The sequence below is a fragment of the Candidatus Methylomirabilota bacterium genome, assembly GCA_035315345.1.
Classification (GTDB): domain Bacteria; phylum Methylomirabilota; class Methylomirabilia; order Rokubacteriales; family CSP1-6; genus CAMLFJ01.
Map to the genome: position 1 here is coordinate 1 of DATFYA010000020.1, position 26597 is coordinate 26597.

At 71.5% G+C, this 26597-nt stretch carries 27 protein-coding genes; 15 read left to right on the plus strand and 12 right to left on the minus strand.

Annotated features, from left to right (window positions below):
* The 11 genes from VKN16_03080 to VKN16_03130 all read right to left on the minus strand — a co-directional run.
* The coding region (locus VKN16_03080; protein HME93190.1) for an SDR family oxidoreductase at positions 1-632 on the minus strand (632 nt) is incomplete at its 3' end.
* Between the two features lie 81 nt (positions 633-713).
* Entirely contained in the window at positions 714-1487 is a 774-nt protein-coding gene (locus VKN16_03085; protein ID HME93191.1) for an N-acyl homoserine lactonase family protein, read from the minus strand.
* 59 nt (positions 1488-1546) lie between these two features.
* Complete coding sequence (locus tag VKN16_03090; protein ID HME93192.1) at positions 1547-2164, minus strand: flavin reductase family protein; 618 nt, start codon at positions 2162-2164, stop codon at positions 1547-1549.
* A 31-nt stretch (positions 2165-2195) separates the two neighbouring features.
* Positions 2196-5339, minus strand: a complete 3144-nt coding sequence (locus VKN16_03095; protein ID HME93193.1) for a multidrug efflux RND transporter permease subunit — start codon at positions 5337-5339, stop codon at positions 2196-2198.
* Complete coding sequence (locus tag VKN16_03100) at positions 5336-8449, minus strand: multidrug efflux RND transporter permease subunit (GenBank protein HME93194.1); 3114 nt, start codon at positions 8447-8449, stop codon at positions 5336-5338. Before VKN16_03100 ends, VKN16_03095 begins: the two co-directional genes overlap by 4 nt.
* The gene (locus VKN16_03105; protein HME93195.1) at positions 8446-9660 is read right to left on the minus strand and encodes an MdtA/MuxA family multidrug efflux RND transporter periplasmic adaptor subunit; all 1215 of its coding nucleotides are present in this window, start codon (positions 9658-9660) and stop codon (positions 8446-8448) included. The genes VKN16_03100 and VKN16_03105 overlap by 4 nt, the downstream gene beginning before the upstream one ends.
* Before the next feature lie 61 nt (positions 9661-9721).
* Positions 9722-10609, minus strand: coding sequence for a sugar phosphate nucleotidyltransferase (locus tag VKN16_03110; GenBank protein HME93196.1), 888 nt, complete (start codon positions 10607-10609; stop codon positions 9722-9724).
* Positions 10610-10797: 188 nt separating this feature from the next.
* The gene (locus tag VKN16_03115; GenBank protein HME93197.1) at positions 10798-11097 is read right to left on the minus strand and encodes a hypothetical protein; all 300 of its coding nucleotides are present in this window, start codon (positions 11095-11097) and stop codon (positions 10798-10800) included.
* Positions 11098-11147: 50 nt separating this feature from the next.
* The gene (locus VKN16_03120; GenBank protein ID HME93198.1) at positions 11148-11666 is read right to left on the minus strand and encodes a periplasmic heavy metal sensor; all 519 of its coding nucleotides are present in this window, start codon (positions 11664-11666) and stop codon (positions 11148-11150) included.
* Complete coding sequence (locus VKN16_03125; GenBank protein HME93199.1) at positions 11663-12142, minus strand: hypothetical protein; 480 nt, start codon at positions 12140-12142, stop codon at positions 11663-11665. The genes VKN16_03120 and VKN16_03125 overlap by 4 nt, the downstream gene beginning before the upstream one ends.
* The gene (locus tag VKN16_03130) at positions 12139-12651 is read right to left on the minus strand and encodes a sigma-70 family RNA polymerase sigma factor (GenBank protein HME93200.1); all 513 of its coding nucleotides are present in this window, start codon (positions 12649-12651) and stop codon (positions 12139-12141) included. Before VKN16_03130 ends, VKN16_03125 begins: the two co-directional genes overlap by 4 nt.
* 206 nt (positions 12652-12857) lie before the next feature.
* On the opposite strand from VKN16_03130, the gene VKN16_03135 reads away from it, so the two are divergent.
* The 3 genes from VKN16_03135 to VKN16_03145 are packed head-to-tail and all read left to right on the plus strand — an operon-like array spanning position 12858 to position 14875.
* Positions 12858-13079, plus strand: coding sequence for a hypothetical protein (locus VKN16_03135; GenBank protein ID HME93201.1), 222 nt, complete (start codon positions 12858-12860; stop codon positions 13077-13079).
* Between the two features lie 26 nt (positions 13080-13105).
* Positions 13106-13606 carry a cyclic nucleotide-binding domain-containing protein gene (locus VKN16_03140; protein HME93202.1) on the plus strand — a complete coding sequence of 167 codons (501 nt, stop codon included), beginning with the start codon at positions 13106-13108 and terminating at the stop codon, positions 13604-13606.
* A gap of 15 nt (positions 13607-13621) precedes the next feature.
* Positions 13622-14875: a hypothetical protein gene (locus VKN16_03145; GenBank protein ID HME93203.1), complete on the plus strand. Its 1254-nt coding sequence runs from the start codon at positions 13622-13624 to the stop codon at positions 14873-14875.
* A gap of 148 nt (positions 14876-15023) precedes the next feature.
* Here VKN16_03145 and VKN16_03150 read toward each other — a convergent pair whose 3' ends face one another.
* Entirely contained in the window at positions 15024-16364 is a 1341-nt protein-coding gene (locus VKN16_03150) for a hypothetical protein (protein ID HME93204.1), read from the minus strand.
* A 75-nt stretch (positions 16365-16439) separates the two neighbouring features.
* On the opposite strand from VKN16_03150, the gene VKN16_03155 reads away from it, so the two are divergent.
* From VKN16_03155 to VKN16_03210, 12 genes are all read left to right on the plus strand, one after another.
* Entirely contained in the window at positions 16440-16844 is a 405-nt protein-coding gene (locus VKN16_03155) for a hypothetical protein (GenBank protein ID HME93205.1), read from the plus strand.
* A complete protein-coding gene (locus tag VKN16_03160; protein ID HME93206.1) occupies positions 16844-18256 on the plus strand; it encodes an amidase in 1413 nt (470 codons plus the stop codon). The genes VKN16_03155 and VKN16_03160 overlap by 1 nt, the downstream gene beginning before the upstream one ends.
* A gap of 27 nt (positions 18257-18283) precedes the next feature.
* On the plus strand, positions 18284-18679 hold the full coding sequence (gene crcB, locus VKN16_03165; protein ID HME93207.1) for a fluoride efflux transporter CrcB: 396 nt from the start codon (positions 18284-18286) through the stop codon (positions 18677-18679).
* A gap of 2 nt (positions 18680-18681) precedes the next feature.
* A complete protein-coding gene (locus VKN16_03170; protein ID HME93208.1) occupies positions 18682-19026 on the plus strand; it encodes a DUF190 domain-containing protein in 345 nt (114 codons plus the stop codon).
* Positions 19027-19131: 105 nt separating this feature from the next.
* Entirely contained in the window at positions 19132-19548 is a 417-nt protein-coding gene (locus VKN16_03175; protein HME93209.1) for an FxLYD domain-containing protein, read from the plus strand.
* A gap of 2 nt (positions 19549-19550) precedes the next feature.
* The gene (locus VKN16_03180; GenBank protein HME93210.1) at positions 19551-20648 is read left to right on the plus strand and encodes a DUF1207 domain-containing protein; all 1098 of its coding nucleotides are present in this window, start codon (positions 19551-19553) and stop codon (positions 20646-20648) included.
* Positions 20649-20787: 139 nt separating this feature from the next.
* Positions 20788-22866, plus strand: a complete 2079-nt coding sequence (locus VKN16_03185; GenBank protein ID HME93211.1) for an NAD-dependent epimerase/dehydratase family protein — start codon at positions 20788-20790, stop codon at positions 22864-22866.
* Positions 22867-22933: 67 nt separating this feature from the next.
* Positions 22934-23383: a universal stress protein gene (locus VKN16_03190; protein HME93212.1), complete on the plus strand. Its 450-nt coding sequence runs from the start codon at positions 22934-22936 to the stop codon at positions 23381-23383.
* A gap of 4 nt (positions 23384-23387) precedes the next feature.
* The gene (locus tag VKN16_03195) at positions 23388-23771 is read left to right on the plus strand and encodes a hypothetical protein (GenBank protein HME93213.1); all 384 of its coding nucleotides are present in this window, start codon (positions 23388-23390) and stop codon (positions 23769-23771) included.
* Positions 23772-23947: 176 nt separating this feature from the next.
* Positions 23948-24577 (plus strand): TIGR00730 family Rossman fold protein, encoded by a 630-nt coding sequence (locus tag VKN16_03200; protein HME93214.1) that lies wholly within the window; start codon positions 23948-23950, stop codon positions 24575-24577.
* 54 nt (positions 24578-24631) lie between these two features.
* Positions 24632-25483, plus strand: coding sequence for an alpha/beta hydrolase (locus tag VKN16_03205; GenBank protein HME93215.1), 852 nt, complete (start codon positions 24632-24634; stop codon positions 25481-25483).
* Positions 25484-25518: 35 nt separating this feature from the next.
* Positions 25519-26565 (plus strand): NAD(P)/FAD-dependent oxidoreductase, encoded by a 1047-nt coding sequence (locus VKN16_03210; GenBank protein ID HME93216.1) that lies wholly within the window; start codon positions 25519-25521, stop codon positions 26563-26565.
* The last annotated feature ends 32 nt before the right edge of the window (positions 26566-26597 follow it).

Consider the following 26597-nt stretch of genomic DNA (forward strand, 5'->3'; position numbering starts at 1 on the left):
TAGACCATCGGGGTGTACACCGGGCCGGGGGCGATGCAGTTGACGCGGATGCCGTCGCGGCCGTGATCCACCGCCATGGCCCGGCTGAGCGCGATCACCGCGCCCTTGGAGGCGGAGTAGGTGGTGAGGCCGCGCGGGCGCAGGGCCGAGATCGACGAGATGTTCACGATGGCTCCGCCCTTGGCGGTGCGGATCATCTCGGGGATCACGGCCCTGGAGGCGAGGAACATGGTCTCGACGTTGACCTGCATCACCCGCCGCCAGGTCTCGGGCTTCTCCTCGACCACGCTGCCCTTGCTGCCGATGCCCACGTTGTTGACCAGGAAGTCGACGCGGCCGTAGCGGCTCGCCGCCTCGCGGGCCATGGCCGCGCACTGCGCCTCGTCGGTGACGTCGCCCGCGAGAGCCGACGCGGTGCCGCCCTCCGCGGCGATCATCTCGGCGGTGCGCGTGGCGAGGCCCTCGTCGCGATCGACGACGAGCACGCGGGTGCCGCTGCGGGCGAGGAGGATGCAGGCCGCGCGTCCGTTGCCGATGCCGTCGCCCGCGGCGCCGCCGCCGGTGACGATGGCCACCCGTCCCGCCAGCTCCGGATCGTCTTCGGGCCGCGTGGCGGCCGGGGCTGCGCTCATGTCGTCCGCCTTTCGTCGTGGGCTCGCCGGTGGCTCGCGGCGACTCCGGGCGCGGCGCTCCCGCTCACGCGCGCCTCCGGCTCAGATGACGGGTGCGGGGGCGTGCGGGGTGGCCTGCCACTGCGCGGGATCGTGCCCGTAGAACACGGTGGCGCCCGCCTGATCGCGCAGCCGTCGCAGCGTGGCCAGCGACTCGCGCATGATCGGCGCGCTCCACAGGACGCGCGGCAGCACGTCGCGGTCCATGTTCTCCCGCGTATAGCAGGCGTCGGCCGCGCAGACCAGGTCCGGGCCCTTCCCGGCGCGCACGCGCAGCGACTGGTGCCCCGGCGTGTGGCCGAAGGTGGGGAACAGGAGCACGGTGCCATCGCCGAAGACGTCGTGCTCGCCGTCGACGAGCCGGTAGTCCAGGGGATGGTCGAAATCGAGCGGGCTCGGATTGTAGCCGGGGGCGAAGCCAGGCCGCCGCGCCGCGTCCATCTCCGCCTTCTGCACGAGGAAGGTGGAGCGGGGGAAGAACTCGTTGCCGCCGCAGTGGTCGAAGTGCAGGTGCGAGTTGGCCACGTAGCGCACGTCGTCGGGGGCGAGGCCGAGGAGCGCCAGCTGCGGCACGATGTCCTCGCCCGCCTTCGACCGGTCGGTCAGGCGCTTGGCCCGCTCCGGGCCCATGCGCGAGATCGGATCGACGCGGACCTGGCAGTGCACGCCGGTGTCGAAGAGCAGGCGGCCCTTCGGATGCGCGACGAGGACGCTCATCACCGGCACCGTCCACGGCTGGCCGGCCGGGAGATCGTCGAGCATGCTGGCGCGGTCCAGCTCGAGCGCGCCGCTGCAGAGCGCGAACACGGAGATCACGGCGGCTACCATAAACCGTCCCACGCCGGTTGTCAGGTGGAAATCGCCCCTCTCCGAATTTACCCCCGGTAGTTCTCGTTCGGCCGCTTCATCTCGAAGATGTCGTGGATGTAGGCGTACTGGTGCCCGGCGAGACGGCCGACCGGCTTCAGGCGTCCCACGTCGATGCGCCCGGTGCCCGCGTCGTAGACGTCCTCGCGCACGTGGAAGTAGACGATCTCGCCCAGGACCAGCTGGTGGGGGCCGTGGCCCACCGGGATGATCTGGGCCACGCGGCACTCGAGGCTGACCGGAGCCTGCAGCACGCGCGGGGCGCGCACCCGCACGCCCGGCGCGGCGGTGAGCCCGGTCAGCGCGAACTCGTCCACCTCGGGCGGGTACTCCCCCGAGCTCAGGTTCATCTGCTCGGCGCGGTCGTCGTCCACGATGTTCACCACGAAGTCGCCCGTGTGCTCGGCGTTGCGCACGGTGTCCTTGCGGTCAGTCGCGCGCGGGCCCGAGGAGAACGCGATGGTGGGCGGGTCCCCGCAGACGCCCATGAAGAAGCTGAACGGGGCGAGGTTGTGGACGCCGTCGGCGCTCACCGTGGAGACCCAGGCGATCGGCCGCGGCACCACGCAGCCGATCAGCAGCTTGTAGGTGGCCTCCGACTTCATCGTGCGCGGATCGAGCTGCATGCGAGGCTCCTCTCTCTCGGGGACGACGGGGTCAGGTGCCGCTGCCGCCGCTGATGCCGGGAGCGGGCCGGCGGATGCCGATGCGCTCGCCGATGCGGCCCCAGCCCGCGGCGGTGCGCAACCGCCAGCGCTCCAGGAACAGGTAGATCACGGGGGTCGTGTAGAGCGTCAGCAGCTGGCTCAGCAGCAGCCCGCCCACGATGGACACGCCGAGGGGCCGCCGCAGCTCCGATCCGATGCCGGCGCCCAGGGCCAGGGGCAGAGCGCCGAGCAGCGCGGCCATCGTGGTCATCAGGATGGGCCGGAGCCGCTGCAGGCACGCGTGGTAGATCGCGTCGTGGGGGGCGCGGCCCTCGCGCCGCTCGAGGTCGAGCGCGACGTCGATGACCAGGATCGCGTTCTTCTTCACGATGCCGATGAGCAGGATGATGCCGATCAGCGCGATGATCGACAGCTCCATGTCGAAGGCCATGAGCGCGAGCAGCGCGCCCACGCCCGCCGACGGCAGGGTGGACAGGATGGTGAGCGGGTGCACGTAGCTCTCGTAGAGGACGCCCAGCACCACGTACACCGTCAGCAGCGCGGCCAGGATCAGCAGGGGCTGGGTGGCCAGCGAATCCTGGAAGGCCTGGGCCACTCCCGCGAACTTGCCCTGGATGCTCGCGGGCAGCCCGATGCGGCGGGCCGCGCCCTCGACCGCGGTCACCGCGTCGCCCAGCGCCACCCCGGGGGCCAGGTTGAAGGAGATGGTCACCGCCGGGAAGAGGCCCTGGTGGTTGACCTGCAGCGGCGCCGCGCTCGGCTCGAACCGGGTCAGCGCGGTGAGCGGCACCTGGGTGCCGGCGGTGGAGCGGACGTAGATGCCGCGCAGGGCGTCGGGGCTCTGCCAGAACTCGGGGGCCACCTCCATCACCACGTGGTACTGGTTCAGCGACGTGTAGATGGTGGACACCTGCCGCTGGCCGAAGGCGCTGTAGAGCGTCTCGTCGATCAGGCGCGTGCTCACGCCCAGGCGGGCCGCGGTGGCCCGGTCGATGGTGAGCGGCACCTGCAGGCCCGCGTCCTGCTGGTCGCTCGACACGTCACGCAGCTGGGGCAGATCGCGCAGGGCCGCCAGCATGCGCGGCGCCCACTCGCTCAAATCGCGAAGGCTGTCGGCCTGGAAGGAGTACTGGTACTGCGCGTTGCCGCGGCGGCCGCCCAGCCGGATGTCCTGCACCGCCTGCAGGTAGAGGGTCGCGCCGGCCACCCGCGCGAGCTTGGGCCGCAGGCGCGTGATGATCTGGTCCGCGCTCGCGTCGCGCTGGTGGCGCGGCTTGAGCGCCACGAACATGCGCGCGGTGTTCACGGTGGTGCCGCGTCCGCCGCCGCCGCCGGTGTAGGTGGTGGCGGTGGCCACCCCCGGATCGGCCTGCACGATCGCGGCGAGCCGGGTCACCTTGTCGCGCATGGCCTGAAAGGAAATGTCCTGCGAGGCCACGATCGAGCCGGTGAGCCGGCCGTTGTCCTGCTGGGGGAAGAAGCCCTTGGGGATCACCACGAAGAGGTACGCGGTCAGCCCCAGGGTGACGGTCGCGATGAGCAGCACGGTGCGCCGGTAGCGCAGGGACCAGCTCAGGCTCCTCGCGTAGCCGCCCTGGATCCGGTCGAACACCCACTCGCCGGCCCGGTAGAGGCGGCCGCGGGGCCGGTCGGCGTGCGAGCGGAGCAGGCGCGCGCACATCATCGGGGTGGCGGTGAGCGAGATCACCAGCGAGACCAGCACCGCGACCGAGAGCACCACCGCGAACTCGCGGAACAGCCGGCCGATCAGGCCGCCCATCAACAAGATCGGGATGAACACCGCGACCAGCGAGATCGACATGGAGAGCACGGTGAAGCCGATCTCGCGCGCGCCGGTGACCGCGGCCTCCAGGGTCGACATGCCCGCCTCGAGGTGGCGCGTGACGTTCTCGACCACCACGATCGCGTCGTCCACCACGAAGCCGGTGGCCACCGTCAGGGCCATCAGCGACAGGTTGTCGATGGAGTAGCCGATCAGGTACATGAACGCGAAGGTGCCGACCAGCGACACCGGCACCACCACGCCGGGGATCGCGGTGGCCCGCCAGTCGCGCAGGAACAGGAACACCACCAGCACCACCAGGGCCACCGAGATCATCAGGGCGTGCTCGACGTCTCCCACCGAGGCGCGGATGGTGACGGTCTGATCGAGCACCGGGGTCAGCGTCACGTCGGCGGGCAGGAGCGCGTGCAGCTCGGGGTCGGCCTCGCGGATCCGGTCCACCGTCTCGATGATGTTGGCGCCGGGCTGGCGGAAGATGATGATCAGGGCGGCGGGCTTGCCGTTGGCGATGCCGACCGCGCGCAGGTCCTCGACGGAATCCACCACCTCGGCCACGTCGGACAGCCGCACCGCCGCCCCGTTGCGCCAGGCCACCAGCAGTGGCCGGTACTCGCTGGCGTGGCGGAGCTGATCGCTGGTGCGCAGCTCCCACGCCCGCTGCGTCCCGTGGATCTGACCCTTCGGGCGGTTGACGTTGGCGCTGGCCAGAACCGCGCGCACGTCCTCCAGGCCGATGTTGTAGCGGGCCAGCGCGTGCGGGTTCAGCTCCACCCGCACCGCGGGCAGCGAGCTGCCGCCCACGAAGACCTGGCCGACGCCGTCGATCTGGGCCAGCTTCTGCTGGAGGATCGTCGAGGCCATGTCGTAGAGCTGCCCGGTGCTCGCGGTGGCCGAGGTCAGCGCGAGGATCATGATCGGCGCGTCGGCCGGATTGACCTTCCGGTAGGTGGGATTGCTCGGCAGGTTCGACGGCAGCTGGCCGCTCGCCGCATTGATGGCCGACTGCACGTCGCGCGCCGCGCCGTTGATGTCGCGCGAGAGATCGAACTGCAGGGCCACGCTCGTCGAGCCGAGGAAGCTCGTCGAGGTCATCTCGTTCACCGCGGCGATGCGCGAGAACTGGCGCTCGAGCGGGGTGGCCACCGCCGAGGCCATCGTCTCCGGGCTCGCCCCGGGAAGACCGGCCGAGACGCTGATGGTCGGGAAGTCCACCTGGGGCAGCGGCGCCACCGGCAAGAGCCGGAAGCCGATGGTCCCGGCCAAGACCAGCGCGAGCGTGAGCAGCGTGGTGCCGACGGGCCGCCGGATGAACGGGCCGGAGAGGTTCACGGCCGCGAGGGCTCGACGGGCGCGCCGGCGGGGACCGCGCGCCGGCGGACCGCGGGCGAGACGAGGCGGTCGAAGGCCAGGTAGATGACCGGCGTGGTGTAGAGCGTGAGGAGCTGGCTCATGATGAGCCCGCCCACGATCGCCACCCCGAGCGGCTGGCGCAGCTCGGAGCCCACGCCCTGGCCCAGCGCGAGGGGCACGCCACCCAGGAGCGCGGCCATGGTGGTCATGACGATGGGGCGGAAGCGGAGCAGGCACGCCTGGTAGATCGCCTCGGGGGCCGGCTTGCCCTCGGTGCGCTGGGCGTCCAGCGCGAAGTCGATCATCATGATCGCGTTCTTCATCACGATGCCGATCAGCAAGATGATGCCGATCAGCGCGATCACGCTGAGGTCCAGACGGGCCGCGAGCAGGGCGAGCAGCGCGCCCACCCCCGCCGAGGGCAGCGTGGACAGGATCGTGACCGGGTGGATCCAGCTCTCGTACAGCACGCCCAGCACGATGTAGACGCACACCACCGCGGCCAGGATCAGGAGCGGCTCGTTGGCGAGCGAGGCCTGGAAGGCGCGAGCCGCGCCCTGGAAGCTGGCCTCGATCGAGGCGGGCATCCGGATGTCGCGCCGGGCCTGCTCGATGGCGTCGACCGCCTCGCCGAGCGAGGTGCCGGGGGCGAGATTGAACGAGACGGTCACCGCCGGGAACTGGCCCTGGTGGCTCACCAGCAGCGGGCTGGCCCGCTCCTCGAAGGTCGTGAAGGTGGAGAGCGGCACCTGCCCGCCGGTGCTCGAGCGCAGGTAGATCTGGTTGAGGGCCGCGGGATCCTGCCGGAACTCGGGCTTGACCTCCAGCACCACCCGGTACTGGTTCAGCTGGGTGAAGATCGTGGAGATCTGGCGCTGGCCGAACGCGTTGTAGAGCGCGTCGTCGATCATCTGCGGGGTGATGCCGAGGCGCGCGGCGGTATTGCGGTCGATGCGCACCGAGGTCTCGAGCCCCTGGTCCTGCTGATCGCTCGCGACGTCTCGGAGCTCGGGCCGGCCGCGCAGGCGCTCGACGAGGCGGGGCGCCCACGTGTTCAGCTCGGCCAGGCTCGGCGTCTCCAGGCTGTACTGGTACTGGGTGCGGCTGACCCGGTCCTCCACCGTGAGGTCCTGCACGGGCTGCAGATAGAGCGTGATGCCCGGCACCTGGGCCAGGCGCGGGCGCAGCCGCTCGATGACGTCGCGCGCGCCCACCCGGCGCTCGTCGAGCGGCTTGAGCGTGATCAGGATGCGCCCGCTGTTGAGCGTCACGTTGGTGCCGTCCACGCCGATGAACCCGGAGAGCGTCTGCACCGCCGGGTCGTCCAGGATGGCCCGGGCGAGGGCCTGCTGGCGCTGGGCCATCGCGGGGAACGACACCGACTGCGGCGCCTCCGAGATGCCGAGGATCACCCCGGTGTCCTGCACCGGAAACAGGCCCTTCGGCACCACGGTGTAGAGCACGAGGGTGAGCCCGAGGGTCGCCACCGCCACGACCAGGGTCAGGGGCTGGTGATTCAGGACGGCGCGAAGCGTGCGCGCGTAGAGCGCGAGCACGCGACTGAAGACGGCCTGCGAGGCGCGGGCCACGCGCCCGGCCTCCTGCGCCGGGCGATGGTGCAGCAGCTTCGCGCAGAGCATGGGGGTCAGGGTCAACGACACCGCGGCCGACACCAGGATCGCCGCGCTCAGGGTGATCGCGAACTCGCGGAAGAGGCGGCCCACGATGTCGCCCATGAACAGCAGCGGGATGAGCACCGCGATCAGGGACACGGTCAGGGAGAGGATGGTGAAGCCGATCTGCGCGGACCCCTTGAGCGCGGCCCGCAGCGGCGGGTCGCCGGCCTCGATGTAGCGCGCGATGTTCTCGATCATCACCACCGCGTCGTCCACCACGAAGCCGGTGGCGATGGTCAGCGCCATCAGGGAGAGGTTGTTCAGGCTGAAGCCCAGCGCGTACATGACCGCGAAGGTGCCGATGATCGACACCGGCACCGCGATCGACGGGATGAACGTGGCCGCGGGGCTGCCCAGGAACAGGAAGATCACCAGCACCACCAGGATCACCGCGAGGGTCAGCTCGATCTGCACGTCGTGGACCGAAGCCCGGATGGTGATGGTGCGGTCGGTCAGGACCGACACCGTCACCGCCGAGGGCAGGGTGGACTCGAGCGTGGGCAGGAGCCGCTTCACCCGGTCCACCACCTGGATCAGGTTGGCGCCCGGCTGGCGCTGGATGTTGACGATCACCGCCGGCTCGGTGCCCATCCACGCGGCCTGGCGCACGTTCTCCGCGTCGTCGATGGTGTCGGCCACGTCGGAGAGATGCACCGGCGCGCCGTTGCGATAGGCGATGACCAGGTTGCGGTACTGCTCGCTCGAGACGAGCTGATCGTTGGCCCCGATGGTGAAGGCCTGGCGCGGGCCGTCCAGGCTGCCCTTGGCCTGGTTGACGCTGGCGCTGGCCACCGCGGCGCGCAGGTCCTCGAGGGTGAGCGAGTTGGCGGCGAGCCGCGCCGGGTTCGCCTGGATGCGGATGGCCGGCTTCTGCCCGCCGCTGAGCGACACGAGCCCGACCCCGGGCAGCTGGGAGATCTTGGGCAGGAGCCGCGTGTCGGCCAGGTCCTGCACGGTGGTGAGGGGCAGCGCCTTCGAGGTGAGCCCGAGGGTGAGGATGGGCGCGTCCGCCGGGTTCACCTTGCTGTAGATCGGCGGATTGGGCAGATCGGGGGGCAGGAACGAGGTCGCCGCGTTGATGGCCGCCTGCACCTGCTGCTCGGCGATGTCGAGCGCCAGGTTCAGGTCGAACTGCAGCGTGATGATCGACGCGGTGCCCGAGCTGGTCGAGGTCATCTGCTTCAGCCCGGGCATCTGGCCGAACTGGCGCTCGAGCGGGGCGGTGACCGCGGAGGCCATCACGTCGGGACTGGCGCCCGGATAGAACGTCTGCACCTGCATGGTCGGGTAGTCGACCTGGGGCAGGGCCGAGACGGAGAGGAGCCGGTACGCGACGAGACCGGCCAGGACGATCGCGGCAGTGAGGAGAGAGGTGGCGACCGGCCGCAGGATGAACGGCCGCGACGGGTTCATTTCGCCGGGCGCGCCCCCGCCGGGCGCTCGCGCACGGTCGGCTCCACGCGCGAGCGCTCTTGCACCTTGTCGACGCCGTCGACGATGAGGGCGTCGCCCGCGGCCACGCCCTCGCGGACCGCGGTCACGTTGCCCTCGGTGGGGCCGAGCGAGACCTTCCGCAGCTCCACCGTCTTGTCCGGCTTCGCCACGTACACGAACGGGCCCTGGGCTCCGCGCTGGACGGCGTCGTTCGGCACCAGCACCGCGCCCTTGAGCACGTCGACCTGCACGCGGGCGTTGACGAACTGGTTCGGGAACAGCTCGCCCTCGCGGTTCTCGAACGAGGCCTTGAGCCGCACCGTGCCGGTCCCCACGTCGATCTGGTTGTCGATCGCCACCAGCGTGCCGGTGGCGATCTTCGTCCGCCCCTCGCGATCGTACGCGTCGACCGGCAGCGCGCCGCCCTGGCGCTGGCGCGCGAGCACCGCGGGCAGGTTGTCCTGGGGAATCGTGAAGATCACCGCGATCGGCTGCACCTGGGTCAGCACCACGAGCCCGCCCGGATCGTTGGCGTGCACCATGTTGCCGGGATCGACCAGCCGCAGTCCGGCGCGCCCGGTGATCGGGGCGAGGATCTCGGTGTAGGTGAGCTGCAGGCGGATGCTGTCGATCTGCCCCTGGTCGGACTTGATCGCGGCGGACAGCTGCGACACGGTCGACGCCTGCGTGTCGAGCTGCTGCTGCGGGATGAAGCCGCCCTTGACGAGCGAGCGATACCGCTCGAGGTCGAGCCGCGCGTTGTTCAGCGCGGCCTCGTCCTTCGCGAGCTGACCTTCCGCCTGGGTGAGCTGGGTCTCGAAGGGGCGCGGGTCGATCTCGGCCAGGAGATCGCCGGCCTTCACGCTCTGGCCTTCCTGGAACAGCGTCCGCATCAGCTGGCCGTCCACGCGGCTTCGCACCGTCACCGTGCTGAGCGGCGTGACCGAGCCGATGCCGGACAGATACACCGCGAGATCACCCGACCGCGCCGGACTGACCACCACCGGGACCGCGCGCGGCGCGGCCGGCGGGGCGGCGGACTGCGCCCGCCCGGGGACCTTGAGGGCCACGTAGGCGCCGATGCCGAGAAGCCCGGCCAGAGCCAGGCAGATGAGCCAGATCCGTCGGGAGGTCCGGCGGGTGGGGGATGACCCCTCCATCTCCGCGGTTTTGCTCGTCTCGACCGACATGCCGGGGCTTCCTCCCGTGTGGCTCCGCTTGTAGCATACTTCGACGCGGCGCTTCGCCCGATCATTCGATCGACCCGTATTCCCGGCCCGCGCGCGCTCGAGCCACGCGCTCCGAGACGCCGATGTCGCACCACGTGCACGGCGGCAGGCGCGCGACGGCCAACCGGGGCAGCGTCGACGCGAGCACGGAGCGCGAGAAGTCGGCGGCGGGAGCGAAGAGGTAGGCCTGCCGCACCGCCCACCCCTCGAACTGCGTGCCGGCGAACACGGCGAGGCGGACCAGACGGTCGTGGAGCAGCGGCACGCACGCCCGGCCGGCCTCGATCAGCGCGGCGACGCCGGCGATGAAGCTGAACGTGCTCCACAGGCCGCCGAGCGAGAAGAGGCGGCACGCCGATTCCCGGCTCGGCTTCTCGCGGAATGCCCGCACCTGGTGGACCGCGCCGCCGCCGGCCCAGCCCAGGCGCGGGCCGGGCTCGATCCAGCCGTAGTCGGGATCGGGGTCGGTGGGCGGCGCGCCGAGCAGCACGAGCCAGTCGGGATGCGCGCGCACGTAGTGGACCACCTCGGCCACCTGGCCCAGGAAGACCGACTCCGCGAGGATGACGTGATCAGCGGGGAACACCGCGACCATCGCGTGCGGGTGGCGCGCACGGATCCAGTGAGCGGGCAGCAGGACCGAGGCGGCGGTGCCGCGGTCGGATGGCTGAGTCAGGACGTGCACCGCGGGCCGGCCGGCCAGCTCGGCGCCGACGAGTCGGGCGTGGTCGGCCTGCGTGACCACGACGGTGCGATCGGGTGGCACCAGCAGGGCGACGCGCGCGAGAGTCTGGCGCAGGAGCGATCGGGAGGCCCGCCGCCGCAGGCCTTCGCCTCCGGCGAGCACGATGGCCCAGAGGTCACCGCGGGACCGCAGATCGGGAGTCGAGGTGAGGGCCGTGGTGGTCATTGGGCGGCCCTCCTCAGTTCGCCATCTCGACGACCCACTCAGCCCGGGCTGGCGGGATTCCGAACATCACGACGCTCGCGAACAGCACCGCGCAGAACTTGAGCATGGCATCCTCCTCATCTGAAACAGGGTGCGTGACGACCACGTGCGCGCCGCGCGGGTCGATGCGGGGAACGGAATCGAAGAGGCTAGCGGGTGGGCGGGGCGCGGGGCTGGGCGGTGAGGTCGGCGAGCGAGGCCGTCGCCGACTCGGCGCAGGGCACGAGGCCGAGGACCAGCGCGTGCAGCGGGCGCAGGTCGGCGGGGGGGCCCGAGGCCACGTCGCCGGCGGCCGACGTGACGCGCACGATGACGTCGTCGGAGTCGGCGTCATCGTAGACGCCCGCGATCCATGTCGAATCGGGCGGGCTCGCGTGCGCGAGGGCGGGCAGCGCGATCGCGGTCGTGAGGACCACCGCCAGCAGCGGCGCGCGGAGAGAAGGCCACATCGCAGTCGGTGGACGGTCGGCGGGGGCCACCTATTCGCGAAGCGCCGAGCTCAGGGATGGGCCGGCTGGGTGAGCTGGCGCATCTCCTCGCGAAGCTGCTTGAGGCGCTCCCGGATCTGCGCGGCGCGGGCGAGCTGCTCCGGAGTGAGCACCGCGCGCACCTCGAGCACGGCCTGGGCGCTGTCGAGCGCCAGGTTGTCGCGCAGCTGGCTGATCCGGAGCAGCAGCGGCTGGATGTCACCGGTCTGCACCGCGCCGGGAGCGAGCAGCTTGGCACCCAGCTCCTGCTGGGCGGCGCGAAGATGCTCGATCAACGGCCGCGCGGTGGTGCGGTGGGCGGAGAGGATCGCGCGCACCTTGGCCTGCTGCTCCGGGGTGAGGCTCGCCGAGCGGATCATCAGCCACAGCTCGCCGTCCGGGCGGCCGATGCCCCCGTGCATGCCGGGCTCGTGGCCGGGCGGCGGGCCCGGCGCCTGGGCGAGGGCGGGCCCGCTCGCCGCCGCGGTCAGGACGAGGCCGCCGAGCAGTCCGATCAGCGCGTCGCGAATCGCGCGCGCGCGGGTCGTCATGGCTCACCGCCCATGAGCGTGCTGTCGAGCTCCTGCGCCATCGCCTCGAGCGTGAGCGGCTGGTCGTCCGGCCCGTCCACCGCGGGCAGCGTCGGCGCGGCGCCGACGGGGCCGCCGGTCAGCGAGAACAGCGACGCGGAGACGTCGGCGAGGATGGCCCCAACCTCCTGCGGCTGCATGGTGGGCGGGACCGGAGTGACCGCGCGCCACACCGCCACCTCGATCCAGAGCAGCAGGACCAGCGCGGCGGCCGAGAGCCCGACCGCGGCGGGCAGCCAGCGGCGGCGCAGCACCGCCGCGCGCGGCCGGGGCTCCGGGGTATCGTGGAGCACGGCGGCGATCGTCGTGAGATCGTGGCGCACCCGGCGCGCGCGACGCGCGCACGCGGCGCAGGAGGCCGCGTGGGCCCGCTCGGCGTCGGTGGCCAGCTCGGCCACCACGCGGGTGAGCGCGTCGTCCGACAGGCAGCGGCTCATGCCGGCGCCCCCAGCGCGCGCCGGAGGTGACGGATCGCGCGATAGAGATGACGCTTGACGCTGCCCGCGGTCAGGCCGAGGGCGGCGGCGACCTCCTGCGTGGATTGCTCCTCGACGTAGCGCAGGGCGAACACCTCCTGCTGACGCCGGGGCAGCGCGCGAAAGGCCTCCCAGATCCGCCGCCGCGTCTCCGCCCCGACCGCGGCGTCGCCGGGACCGAGCATGTCCGCGGCCAGCGCGGTGTCCTCGACCGGCGTGCTCCAGAACCGGAAGCGCATCCAGCCGCCGGCCCGCCGTCGGTCGTGACAGGCATTCACCGCGACCCGGGTGAGCCACGCGCCCCAGTCCATCGGAGGCCGCCCGAACCGCGCCGCCTCGTGGGCTTTCAGGAACACGTCCTGCACCACGTCCTCGGCCTCCTCCGGATCGCCCAGCAGCACGCGACAGAGTCGGCGCAGCCGCCCGTAGTGGGCGTCGACGAGTGACTCGGGGCTCCTCGAGGCTTCCACGCCGCTCTGACGGTTGTCCCATGCCGGTTCATTTACTTTCCCTGTTCGTTCGACGAACCAGGCCGCCGGCCGGTTGACCCCGGTCAACCGTGACTGCCGATCGACGCGCTTCCTACGAGTGAGCAACTGCTTCCAAAACCGCGCCACCTCTGCTAAATTGACGTCGTGGGCCGCCAGTCCGGGCCCCGAAAGGTCGAGGTCAGGGCGTGGCGGGCAAGGGCATCCAGGATCTGGTCGGGCAAGTGATGATCGACAAGGAGTTCCTCGCCGATCTGGTGCAGGACCCCGCGCGAGTTCTGGCCGGTTTCGATCTGACCGGCGACGAGAGGACCGCCATCATGCACGCGCTCGGGAGCACGTCTCACGTCTCGGATCGCGAGCGGGCTCGCGCCATCCAGAACGTGATGCTCAAGCGCTGGGCCACCTGATGTCGGCGTCCCTCGGACGGAGCTGAGTGCCCAGCCTTCCCGACATCGGCTTCCTGCGGCGCGTCGTGTTGTTCAAGGACGTCGACGAGCCCGTCCTCCTTGCCCTGTGGCCGTCGTTCCGCGAGCGTCGCCTGCGCAAGGGGGACGTGCTCTTCCGCGCCGGCGACCCCGGCGAGGAGCTGTTCCTCATCAAGGACGGCAGCATCGTGGTCTCCAAGCCGGTGACCGGGCGCGTCGAGCAGGTTTTGTCGCGGCTCGGTCCGGGCGAGGTCTTCGGCGAGATGAGCGTGCTCGGCGACGAGCCACACCGGTCCGCCACGTGCCAGGCCGAGATCGACAGCGTGGTCTACAGCCTGGACCGCGACAGCCTGAACCGGTTCATCACGGGGAGCCCGCTCGCCGCCGCGAAGTTCTTCCAGCACATGGCCCAGGTGGCCTTCAAGCGCCTGCGCGATTCCTCCGACCTGGTCGCCGAGGTCACCCGCTGGGGGCTCGAGGCCACCGGCCTCGACATCGAGCACAAGTAGCGCCGCGGAGTCAGCGTGGGCGAGGCCTCGGACAAGACCGCGGAGAGCCGGCCGAAGCGCACGCGCATCGAGCTGCTCGTCCGCCAGAGCGACGGCGAGGGCTTCGAGACCCGCGAGATCGCGAGCGCGGTCGCCTACCTGCACAGCCGCCCGCAGCGCATCCCGGACGCCGACTGGGAGATGGCCCGACTGCCCTTCGCTCCGCAGGGCGTGGTGACCTACGCGCTCAAGAACCGCCGTACCGAGCAGATCATCCAGATCAGCGAGACCGAGAAGTTCCTGTGGGAGCAGATGGACGGCCGCGCCTCGCTGCAGGAGATCGGGACGTCGTACCTGCTGCACTACGGCTCGTTCGACTTCGAGGTCATCCCGACCCTCATCGTCAAGCTGCTCCGCGCGGACCTGCTCACCATGCGCCCGGTCTCCCGCCTGCGCGCGGTGCTCGCGCGTAACCGGCGCAACCCGGCCGCGCGGGCGATGGAGGGCACGCTCCACGCGCTGGAGCGGTTGACCGTGACCAGCCGGCGCTCCCACGTCTTCTTCGAGCGCGTGTACCGCTACGGCGGCTTCCTCCTCTTCACCCCGTGGGCCCTGATCGTGCTGGCGATCATGGTGGTGGTGGGCGGGCGCAGCGCCATCACGATCTGGCACGACCTCTCCGAGGTGACCCACGGGCTGGCCAGCCACCCGCTCATCGCGATCCTCCTCGTGAAGATCGTGTTCTGGCTCACCGTGGTCAATCACCAGATCATCCACGCGCTCGCCTGCGTCCACTACAAGCGGCGGGTGCGCGAATTCGGTTTCACGATCCTGCACGGCTTCATCCCGACGTTCTACGCCGACGTGACCGACATCTTCATGGCCACCCGGCGGGCCCGCGTGGTCAACGCGATCGCGGGGCCGCTGTTCCATCTCTTCCTGGGCTTCTTCTGCTTCTGGATCGCCGCGCAGCTTTCGCCCGGGCTCATGCAGGGCTTCCTGGCCGCCTCGGCCCTGCTGCAGATGCAGTCCTTCCTGATCAGCCTCTACCCGTTCTGGTTCCTCGAGATGGACGGCTACCACATCCTGGTCGAATGGGTCGGCGTGCCGACCCTCAACCACGATTCGGTCCGCTTCGTGCGCGAATCCCTCTGGCGGCGCATCCGCACCGCCACGTGGCTCACCCGCCAGGAGGCGATCTGCCTCGCCTACTTCACGCTCTCGCTGGCGTCGGTGGCCGGCTTCATCCTCTTCAACGTCTGGCTCTTCAGCTCCGCCGGCAAGTCGTAGGCGGGCTGGGGGTTCGGACTGCGCGCTTGGGCTGACACCGGGGAATTCTCTTCATCTGCGGGGGCCCAGAAATGGCCCCCGCACTCCCCCAGGCGGCGGACGCCCCGTGAGACAGGCGGCGGACAACCCGTGACACGTGAACCGCCCGCTACCCGCCGCCGCGAATCACGAGGCTGATCAGCCGGCCCACCGATTCGCCCACCGCTTCCGGCGGCTCCGGCACATTTTCCAGGATGCGGCGCTGCTCTTCCTCGCCGAGCGATTCGAGGTGGGCTTGGGCGCGCGCGCGCACCTCGGGGCCGAGCAGGCGCGCGATTTCCAGCACGAAGCGCAGCGCCTGCTCGGCGCGCTCCTGAGGTGACGCCGCACCACCCAGCGCCGCTTCCGCCGCCTCCCGCAGCCGGCGATTGAGCCGGATCCGCTGCCCGTGCGCGCGGAGGAGATCGCCGGGCACCGGTCCCCACTCGAGATCGAGCATCGCGGTGACGTCCGCGATGGAGGAGGCCAGGGCCGGGGCGCTCTCTCGGGCGATCAGGTCGCCGAGGGCGGCCCGCCACACCGGCGGCAGCGGAGACGGCGCGGTCGAGTCCGGCGGGGAGGCGGGCGTGTCCAGCACCTCGCCCCGGCGATCGAGCACGAGGCGGTCCTCGACCGAGCCGCCGAGGGCCCACAGCGAGCACACGAGGCGATCGCCGTCGTCGCGGATGACGCGGGGCTCCCGGCGGCGGATCTCCTGCCACTGCGCGCGGTAGAACATGACGCCGTCCAGCGTCACCTTCTCGACCTCGTGCCGGAGATGCACGACCACGCCCGGCGCCACGTGGTGCGTCTCGAACGGGGCCGGGTGCCAGTCGAGCGCGCCATCGGCCAGGAAACGCTCGAGCGGGAGGGCCTCGCGCGCGTCGTAGCGGAAGCACTCCAGCAGCGCGGTGAACAGCTGCTCGGTGGGATAGGGCCCGCGATACCGCACGGTGGCCACGCCGTGGTCCTTCATGAGCCCGGCGACGAGGTTCAGGAGCGCGGTGCCGCCGCCGGGCGGCAGCCGTCGCGGCTCGAGCAGCGGCGGAATGAAGTCGGGCCGGCGGTAGTCGAGCGCCTGGAAGAGCGTGATCGGCTCGCGCGGCGCCCATGGGGCGTCGGGCTCCAGGAGCCACACCTGATCCGAGGCGCCCCAGGCCGGGTGCGACGCCGCGGCCGGCTCGATGCCGAGCCAGCGCTCGTCGGCGAGCCGGCACTTGGCCCACGCGAGCGCGCCGTCCGATCGCCAGCGGCAGGCCGCGACCAGGTGGCCCAGACGATCGAACTGCGCGAGGCGCCGACGGGGGGAGCCGGGCCGATAGCCCACCAGCGTGCCGCCGCGTCCCACCGTGACCGGCGGGTCGTCCGCCGCGAGGGCGGCGCGCAGTGCCGCGACCCCGGCGGGATCGAGCGCGGCCACGTCCGGGCGCGCGAGCCACGCGGCGAGTCGCGCCCGAGCCGTCTCATGCATGGCCACGATGATACCGTCGCGGCCCGCCCGCGGTGGCGGGGAGAAGGGCGGGAGGTGAGTGTTACAATCCCGCGCGTGAGACCGAGTGCGATCGTGGCCGGCGCGGCGCTGTGGCTGCAGGCGTGTGCGTCCGCGGTGAACCCGATGCCGTTTCAGCCGTTTCCCGACCTGCCGACGCCCGCGGAGTGGACGCCGTACTCCGACGACTGGGCGATCATCCGCTCGCCCAAGGTCACCGCGGCGCGCCTCATCTACTTCAGCATGGGCAGCCTGGAGACGACGCTGGCCGACGGACGACGGCTGCTCGCCCGCGCGGGGTGGAGTGAGACGCAGAGCGAGCGCTTCGTCAACGCCGAGAACTTCCCGGGAGTGTGGGCCGAGTTCGGCAAGGGCGACGATCTGTGCCGCCTGACCATCATCGAGGGCAAGGGAGCGACTCACGTGGAATACACCGTCGCCCGCATCAACCCGGCCACGTGATGGCCGCCCCGGACCTCGTCTGGCTCCCCGCGCAGGAGGTGGCCGGCCTCATCCGCGCGAAGAAGGTCTCGCCGGTCGAGGTGGTGGACGCGGTGCTGGCCCGCATCGAGCGCCTGAATCCCGCGCTCAACTGCTTCGCGACGGTCACCGCCGAGGAGGCGCGCGACGCCGCCGTCGCGGCCGAGGTGGCGGTGATGACCGGCGAGACGCTCGGCCCGCTGCACGGGGTGCCGGTGTCGATCAAGGATCTGCTGTTCACCCGTCGGGTGTTGACCACCGGCGGCTCGCGTCTGTTCGCGGACCACGTGCCCGAGGAGGACGCAGTCGCGGTGGAGCGCCTCAAGGGGGCGGGCGCGATCATTGTCGGCAAGACCACGACCCCGGAGTTCGGCCACAAGGCGGTGACCGAGAGCCCGCTGCTCGGGATCACCCGCAATCCGTGGAATCCCGCCCTCACCTCCGGCGGCTCCAGCGGCGGGGCCGCGGTCGCGGTGGCGACTGGCCTCGGGCCGCTCGCGGTCGGCACCGACGGCGGCGGCTCGATCCGGGTGCCCGCCTCGTTCTGCGGGATCTACGGGCTGAAGCCGTCCTTCGGCCGCGTGCCGCAGGCACCGGGCTTCCCGGGCTGGGAGAACATCTCCCACACCGGCCCCATGACCCGCACCGTGCGCGACGCGGCCCTGATGCTCGACGTCATCGCGGGTCCCGACGACCGCGATCGCTACTCGCTACCCGCGACCGACCGGTCGTTCCTCGCCGCGTGCGGGGAGGGGATCGCGGGGTTGAGTGTGGCCTGGTCGCCCGACCTGGGATATGCGCGCGTCGATCCCGAGGTGGCCGATCTCTGCGCGGCGGCGGCGGAGCGCTTCGAGAGCTTCGGCGGCCACGTCGAGGTGGTGTCGCCTTCGTGGGAGGATCCGGAGGAGATGTTCCGGGTCACGGTGGGCGCCGAGACGTGGAGCGCGTGGGGCGACCGGCTCGAGTCCGACGGCGACAAGATGGACCGCTCGTTCCGCGCCTTCCTGAAGTTCGGGTCCACGATCACCAGCCCGCAGCTGCTCCGCGCCCTGCGCGGGCGCCACGAGCTCTGGACCGAGGTGCAGCGCTTCCTGGCCCGCTTCGACCTGCTGATCACGCCGACGGTGGCGGTGCCGCCCTTCGAGGTGGGGAAGCCGGGTCTCAACGAGATCAACGGCGCGCCGTCGTCGCCGCTCGGGTGGATGCCGTTCTGCTTCCCGTTCAACCTCACCGGTCAGCCGGCGGCGAGCGTGCCGGTCGGGTTCACGCGCGCGGGGCTGCCGGTGGGCCTGCAGATCGTCGGCCGCCGTCACGCCGACCACACCGTGCTCGCGGCCTCCGCCGCCTTCGAGGCCGCGCAGCCATGGGCGGATCGCCGTCCTCCGATCGACTAGGCCGCCGGTACCCGTCGCGGGCCCGACATGACGCGTTTCGTGCTGATCTGCTGCGGCGGGGCGGTGGGCACCGGCGCCCGATACCTGCTCGGCGGCCTCGCGGTGCGGTGGCTCGGTCCCGAATTCCCCTATGGCACGCTGATCATCAACGTGCTCGGCTCCTTCCTGATCGGCGTGGTCCAGCACGTCGGCCTGAGCACGTTGTGGGTCCCGGACACGCTCCGGCTGGTGCTCGCGGTGGGCGTCATGGGGGGCTTCACGACCTACTCGTCGTTCTCCTACGAAGCCATCAAGCTCATCGAGTCCGGCTCGTGGCTGGCCGCGACCGCATACGTCGTCCTGACGACCCTGCTGTGCCTCGGCGGCTGCACCGCGGGCCTGGCCCTGGGCGGCCTGCTCGTCGAGGGGAAGGGAGGCTGGTAGCCGTGCGCAAGCTGGATGGCGAACAGGTCCTGATGCGGGTCTTCATCGGCGAGAGCGATCGGTGGGAGCATCGGCCGCTCCACGCCGCGCTGCTCGAGCTGTTCCGTCGCGAGGGCCTGGCCGGGGCCACGGTGCTCCGGGCGGTGGCCGGATTCGGGCCCGACTCGGTGGTGCACACCGCGAACATCTTGCGGCTCTCCTCGGATCTGCCCCTGGTGATCGAGGTGGTGGACTCGCAGGAGCACCTGGATCGGGTCCTGCCCTCGGTCGACCGCATGATGCAGGGCGGCCTCATCACGATGGAGAAAGTGCGCGTACGAAAGTACGCCCAGGGTGGAGAGAGCTAGCGCTTCGGCGCCCCGGCCTCCCGCCGCTTCGCGGCCTCCATGAGCCGCGAGCGGTGCTCCTGTGCCACGCTTGATGGGCAGGGCACAATGGCGGGAGGGTCAGCGATGCGGCAAACCGTTGACGTCGTGGGTACCCGCCGCTCGATCGCAAGCGCGGGCTCGATCGCCATGCTGCTGGCCCTGCTGATCGCCGGGCCGGTCGGCGCCCAGATCACCGGGCGCGCGCTGGCGCCGGACCTGCGCGTGGAGTGGAGCGCGGAAGAAGACCGACGCGGCCGCACGGTGGTCAGCGGCTACGTCTACAACGAGCGCGCGGGCTCCTACGCCACCGGGATGCGCCTGCGCGTGGAAGCCCTCGACGGGTCCGGGCAGACGGTCGGCTCGACGACCGGCTACGTCCTCGGCGACGTGCCCCCATCCAATCGCTCCTACTTCGAGGTCAAGGCTCCCGCCAAGGCCGCCGCATACCGGGTGACGGTGCAGTCGTATACCTGGCGCGGCTACGGCGCGGGTGGAGGATGACGATGCGTGTTCGCCTGCTTCTCGCGTGCCTGGGTATGCTCTCGCTCGGACTGCCGGCCTCCGCTCACGCCGCTCCGCCGCTCGACGATCCGTACCTGGCCGGGTACGCGGGCGCGGTGCTCGAGCGCGAGTTCAAGGTGAGCCCGCGGGCGGTGACCGCGGCGCACGGCGTGCTGACGATCGACGCCACCCAGATCGACCCCGCGGCTCGCGACAAGATCGTGGCCACGCTCGCCACGCTGCCGGGCGTGATGCGGGTAGACGTGCGGCAGCCGTCACCGCCGCCGGCCGGCGCCGGACCCGAGGTGACCCCGCTGGCCACCTCGACGCTGCCGACCGGCGTGCTGCCCACCGGGCATCTCTTCCAGCCGCTCCTCGCCGACCCGCGGTGGCCGCATTTCGCGGCCTCGTACCGCTACTACCTGAACAGCCACGACGACTTCAGGAACGTGGGCGCGGTGAGCTTCGGCGAGACCATTCCGCTGTTCCGGGGCGGCGCCTTCGCGGACAGCCAGTGGGAGGCCGGGATCCAGGCCGGCGTGTTCTCGATGTTCGAGCTGGACGCGCCGTCGAAGGATCTGATCAACGCCGACTACTTCGCGGCCCTCTACGGAGTGTGGCGGCGCGGGCCGTTCTCCGCGCTCGGGCGCGTGTTCCACCAGAGCTCGCACCTCGGCGACGAGTTCCTGCTGCGCACGCGGGTCGATCGGGTCAACCTGAGCTACGAGAGCCTCGACCTGAAGCTGTCCTATGATCTGCCCTACGGCTTCCGGATCTACGGCGGGGGCGGCTGGCTGTTCGACCAGGATCCGTCGGATCTCAAGCCGTGGACGACGCAGGGGGGCGTGGAGTTCCGGAGCCCGTGGACGATGGCGGGCAAGTACCTCCGCCCGGTGGCCGCGGTCGACTTACAATCGCGGCAGGAGAACAACTGGAACGTGGACGTGTCGGTGCGCGCGGGCATCCAGTTCGAGAGCGTCCGCGTGCTGGAGCGGAGCCTCCAGCTCCTCGTCGAGTACTTCAACGGGAACTCGCCGGACGGGCAGTTCTACACGAAGCGCGTGGAGTATCTGGGGCTGGGGGCGCACTTCCACTTCTAGTGGGGCTCGAGGCCGGGCCCGTCGGAAATTCGAGCGCGCGTCGGCGGCTGCGGTAGACTCGATCAATGGCTTGCTCGATCGGCGTCGCGGGAGAGCGAGGCCCATCCACCACCTCGACTGACGCCATGACCGACGGACCGTGCCGCTCGTGACGCCCGTGCGCGTCGGCCTCGTCGGCGCCGGCTACGTCAGCGAGTTCCACGTTCGCGCCCTGCGCCGGCTGCCCCAGGTGCGCATCGTCGGCATCACCGACCTGCGCGAGGCGCGGGCCCGCGCGGTGGGCGAGCAGTTCGGGCTCGCCGTGCATCCCTCGCTCGCGGCCATGGCCGCGGCGGGCCTCGACGTGGTGCACGTCCTGACCCCGCCGGAGAGCCACACCGCGGTCGCCCTGGAGGCGCTGGGCCACGGCTGTCACGTGCTCGTCGAGAAGCCGCTGGCCACCACGGTGGAGGACTGCGATCGGCTCGCCGCGGAGAGCGCGGCCCGCGGCCGGCACGTGTGCGTGAGCCATTCGATGCTGGCCGATCCCGTCTTCGTCAAAGTGCTTCAGGCGGTGCGCGACGGGGCGATCGGCGACATCCTGACCGTCGACATCCTGCGCAGCTCGATCTTTCCGCCCTACCACGGCGGCCCCTTGCCGCCGCAGTACGGCGCGGGCGGCTATCCCTTCCGCGATCTCGGGGTCCACGCCCTCTACATGATGCGCGAGCTGCTCGGTCCGATCGAGCACGTCACCGCGGAGTTCAGCAGCGCGGGCGCCCGGTCGTCGGACCCCAACATCCACTTCGACGAGTGGCGCGCCCTCGTGCGCGGCCGGAAGGGGAGCGGCCACCTCCAGCTCTCGTGGAACGTGCGGCCGCTCCAGCACCTCATCATCGTGCAGGGCACCCGGGGCACGCTGCGCGCCGACCTCTACACGATGTTCGTGACGCGGCGGCGAAACACCCCGGCCCCCAAGGCCATCGAGCGCGTGCTCAACGCGGCCCTCGAGTCCGCCGGGGCCTCGGCCCAGGTCGTCGTCGGCGCCGGCCGCTTCGCGGCGGGCAAGGTCGTGCCCTATCAGGGCCTGCACGACTTCGTGCGCCGGTTCTACGAGGCACTCGCCTCGGGTGGCCGGATGCCCGCCACCGTCGAGGACGCTCGCGACATCGTGGACTGGACCGAGCGGGTCGCGCGGCGGGCCGACGCGGCGAAGCTCCAGGCCCGCCTGCAGGTGCCCTCGACCGAGCCGGCCATCGTGGTCACGGGCGCCAACGGGCTGCTCGGCCGCGCCCTCGTGCGGCGCCTGCTCGACGACGGCGAGCGCGTGCGCCTGTTCGTCCGTCGCCCGCCCGCGCCCGACATCCTCCCGCATCCGCGGGTCGACGTCGTCCTGGGCGAGCTGGGAGATCCGGCCGCGGTCGACCAGGCGCTGCGCCACGCCACCACCGTCTTCCACTGCGGCGCCGCGATGGCCGGGCCGTGGCCGGCCCACGAGAGCGCCACCGTGACCGGCACGCGCAACGTGGTGACCGCGTGCCTGGCCCACGGCGTCCCCAAGCTCGTGCACGTCAGCTCACTCTCCGTGCTGCACGTGACCGGGCTCGCCAACGTCACGGTCACCGAGTCGTCTCCTCTCGAGCCGAGCCCGGACGAGCGCGGCTTCTACACGCGCGCCAAGCTCGAGGCCGAGCGGATCGTGCAGGACGCGGTGCGAGAGCAACACCTGCCCGCGGTGATCCTGCGCCCCGGCCACATCTGGAGCGAGGCCGGGCCGCTGCTCTCGCCGTCGGTCGGCATCCGGGGTGGCAACCGGCTCGTGATGATCGGCGATCCGTCGCTGCGACTGCCCCTCGTTCACGTGGACGACGTGGTCGGCGCGATGCTCCTCGCCGCCAAGGCTCCCGTGTCGCCCGGTGAGGTGTTCCACCTCGTCGACGACGATCCGATGACGCGCGAGGAGCTGGCGAGGCTCTACATCGCGGCCCGCGAGCCCGGGCTGCGCGTGACCCACGTGCCCCTGCCCATGGTCACCTCGGCGGCGGCGGTGGTCACCGGGCTCACGCGACGGCTCGGCCGGCCCTTCGGGCCCTCGCCGTATCGGCTGCGCTCCGGCGTCACGCCGCTCCGCTTCGACTGCGCGAAGGCGCGCGACGAGCTGGGCTGGCGTCCGGCGGTGAGGAGCCGCACCGCGCTCCGCGCGCTCCTGGGGGCCGGGCCGTCGGGCGTCGGCGCGTGAGACGGAACGAGGCCGGGCCGCGCGCAGTGCCTCGACGCTGAGCACGCGGAGTTGTAAGATACCGCCCATGCCACGCATCCGCCGGATCCTGCACGCGACCGATTTCTCCGCCGCATCGACGCCCGCGCTGCGCTGGGCGATCGAGCTGGCGCGCGCCAATCGGGCCCAGCTCCTGGTGCTGCACGTCATGACGCCGCCGGCGCTGGCGATGCCCGGCGAGGGCTACGTGTCGCCCGCCCTCTACGAAAACCTGGAGAGCTCGGCGCGGGCGCAGGCCCGCAAGCGTCTCGACGCGATCGTGGCCAAGGCCCGCAAGGCGGGCGCGCGCGCCACCGGCCTCCTCCTGGAGGGCGTGCCCCACGAGCTGATCGCCCGCGCCGCGCGATCGCGGAAGGCGGACCTCCTCGTGATCGGCACGCACGGACGCAGCGGGCTCGCCAAGCTCTTCCTGGGCAGCGTGGCCACGCGCCTGGTCTCGATGGCGCCGCGCCCGGTCCTCACGGTGCGGGGCAAGTAGCGCGATGGCGACGGCCGAGCCGGCTCCGATCACCGCGGAGTCGAAGATCAACGACGTGCTGGCCCGTCATCCCGGGACCGCGCCGGTGTTCACCCAGGGCCGCCGGCTCTACGTGGATCAGAAGCACGACCTCTACGCGCGCTTCCCCGGCCTGACCGTGGGGGACTTCGCCCGCCAGAACGGCCTCGAGCTCGAGCCCATCCTGAGCCAGCTGAACGCGCTCGCCGAATCGGGGGACGCGGCCGGCGGCGTGCAGGCCACCGATGGTCGCGGCGAGGGTCAGTTCTCTCTCACGCTCGGCTACACCGCGAGCTACCGTCCGCGCGAGGACGCGCAGCCCGACAACGTCTCGGTCGTCGCGGTGCAGTCCGCCCGCGGCCCCGAGTAGCGCGCCTGACGAGCGCAGCCGACCCGACACCGCACGATCCGCCGGCCGCCCCGCCGGCGTCCGACCGCTCGCACTGGGGCAAGCAGACCGTCACGCCGGAGGTCGTCCGCTTCCTCCAGGGCCCGCAGACGCGCATCTTCGAGCTGGGCCGGGCCATCGGCATCTTCTGCGAGTTCATGCGGGGCTTCCGCGCGCTGCACTTCGTCGGCCCGTGCGTCACCGTATTCGGCTCCGCGCGCTTCAAGGCCGACCATCCGTACTACGAGCTCGGGCGCGAGCTCGGCGCGCGGCTGGCCCGGGCCGGGTTCACGGTGATGACCGGCGGCGGCCCCGGGATCATGGAGGCGGCGAACCGGGGCGCCCGCGAGGCGGGCGGCCGCTCGATCGGCTGCAACATCGAGCTGCCCCACGAGCAGCAGCCGAACCCCTACCTCGATCGCTGGATCACCTTCCGGCACTTCTACGTGCGCAAGGTGATGCTGGTGAAATATTCCTACGCGTTCATCGCGCTGCCCGGCGGCTTCGGCACCCTCGACGAGATGTTCGAGATCGCCACCCTCGTGCAGACCGGCAAGGTGCGCGAGTTTCCCATCGTGCTCATGGGGCGCGACTTCTGGGGCCCGCTCACCGCCTTCGTGCGCAATCGGCTCCTCGTGGAGGGCACCATCGATCCGGGCGACGAGCAGCGCCTGCAGCTGACCGATTCCCCGGCGGAGGCGGTGGAATGGGTGACGTCGGTGGCGATGCGCCGCTTCGGCCTCACCTACGGTCCCCGGGCCCGGCGCCGCTGGTACCTCGGCGAGTGATCTCGGCGCCCTCCCTTGACCGCCTGATCGTCGCTTGCTAGCGTGCTGACCGCGATGGATCGCGTCGCGATCGGCCCCGTCTCGCTCGCCGTCGAGCAGTGGCCCGGCCCCGCCAACGGACCCGCGGGATCGGCCATCGTCTGCATCCACGGCCTCACCGCGAATCACGTCTGCTGGGCGAGCGTGGCCGACGTGCTGTCTCCGGGTCACCGCCTCATCGCGTACGACCTGCGGGGCCGGGGCGAGAGCGACAAGCCGGAGAAGGGCTACAGCCTGGCTCATCACTGTGACGACCTCGACGGCCTGCTCGATCACCTCGGGCTGCGCCAGGCGGTCGTGATCGGCCACTCGCTCGGCGCGCACATCGCCCTGCGCTTCGCGGCCACCCGGCCCGCGCGGGTCTCCCGGCTCGTGCTGGTGGACGGCGGCATCGACGTGCGCGCGGAGGTGCTCGACTCGCTGCGGCCCGCGATCAACCGGCTCGGCGTCGAGTTCCCGTCGCTGGACATGTTCCTCGGCTTCGTCCGCATGCTGCCCATGTTCGAGGGCCGCTGGAACGACTACCTCGAGCGGTACTTCCGCTACGACGTCGAGGTGCTGCCCGCGGGCACGGTGCGGTCGAAGGCGGCGCGGCACGCGATCGAGGAGGAGATCACCAACCTCGAGCGCGAGCGGCTCTGGGTCTACCATCATCAGGTGAAGGCGCCGACCCTGATCTTCCGCGCGCCCGACGGGCTGCTCACGCCCACCGACTGCCTGATGACCGAGGAGGAAGGACGCGCGATGACCCACGCCATCCCGCGGGCGAAGCTGGTGATGGTGCCGGGCACCAATCACTACACGGTGCTGCTGGGTCAGAACCCCAAGGTGAAGACCGCGCTCCGGGCATTCCTGCGAGAGCCATAGCGACGGCACGGCTTTCGGGTATGCTGGGCCTCGAAATGCCCGCCCGGGATTACGACGCCATCGTGGTGGGGGCCAGCTTCGCCGGCCTCGCGGTGGCCCGCCAGCTCCGTGGTCACGTCCTCCTGCTGGATCGCCACGAGGTCGGCACCGTGCAGACCTCGGCCTGCGGCACGCCCCTCTGGGTGCCGGAGGCCCTCGGCGTGCGCGACAGCGTGCTGGACGTGCACGACTGGCTCGAGATCCGCACGCCCACGCGCACCGTGCGCTACGAGCTCTCGGGCGTGCCCTTCTGCACCTTCGACTACCGGGCCTTCTGCGAGGGGCTGCTGGCCCAGTGTCGCGTGCGATTCCTCCGCACGTCGGTGTCGGGCCTCCACGACGGGTCGGTCCTGACCGGCGAGGGCCGGTTCACCGCTCCGATCATCGTGGACGCCTCGGGCTGGCGGCGCGCGGTCACCGGCGGGCCGGGCCGCCACCGTCACTCCTTCGGGCTCGAGACCCACACCGCGCTCCAGGACCGGGGCCTGGCGTTTCTGCTGGACCGCCGGCTGATCCCGCAGGGGCTCGGCTGGATCTTCCCGGTCGGGCAGGGGAGCCTGGTCGGGCTGGGCTCCTACGCCGGCCACTCCAAGCTCAAGCCGGCGATCGAGCGCTTACTGGGTGACTACGGCACGGCCGCCGAGTCGTATCACGGCACCTATTTCCCGAGCCGTCTGCTCCCGCCGACGGTGGACGGGATCTTCGCGGTCGGCGACGCGGCGGGGCAGTGCTTGCCGCTCACCGCGGAGGGCATCCGCCCCGCGCTCTACTTCGGCGGCGAGTGCGGCCGGATCGTGCAGCGCGTCCTCGAGGGCCGCCAGTCGCTCGAGGCCGGGCTCGACCGCTACCGGCATCTGGTCGCGCGCTATCACGGCCCCTACCGCGTGCTGCGCTTCGCGCAGTGGATGGCGGCCCACACCCCGACGCGCTGGTTCGCCATGGTCACCCAGCTGGCCGCGACGCGGCCGTTCCGACCCGGCTGGTGGCCGCGCTACGGCCGGTTCGGCCACCTGGGCCGGTCGAGCGTGGCGCCGGCGACCTGAGCGCCGCCGATGCCGCTCCGAGGAGCACCAGC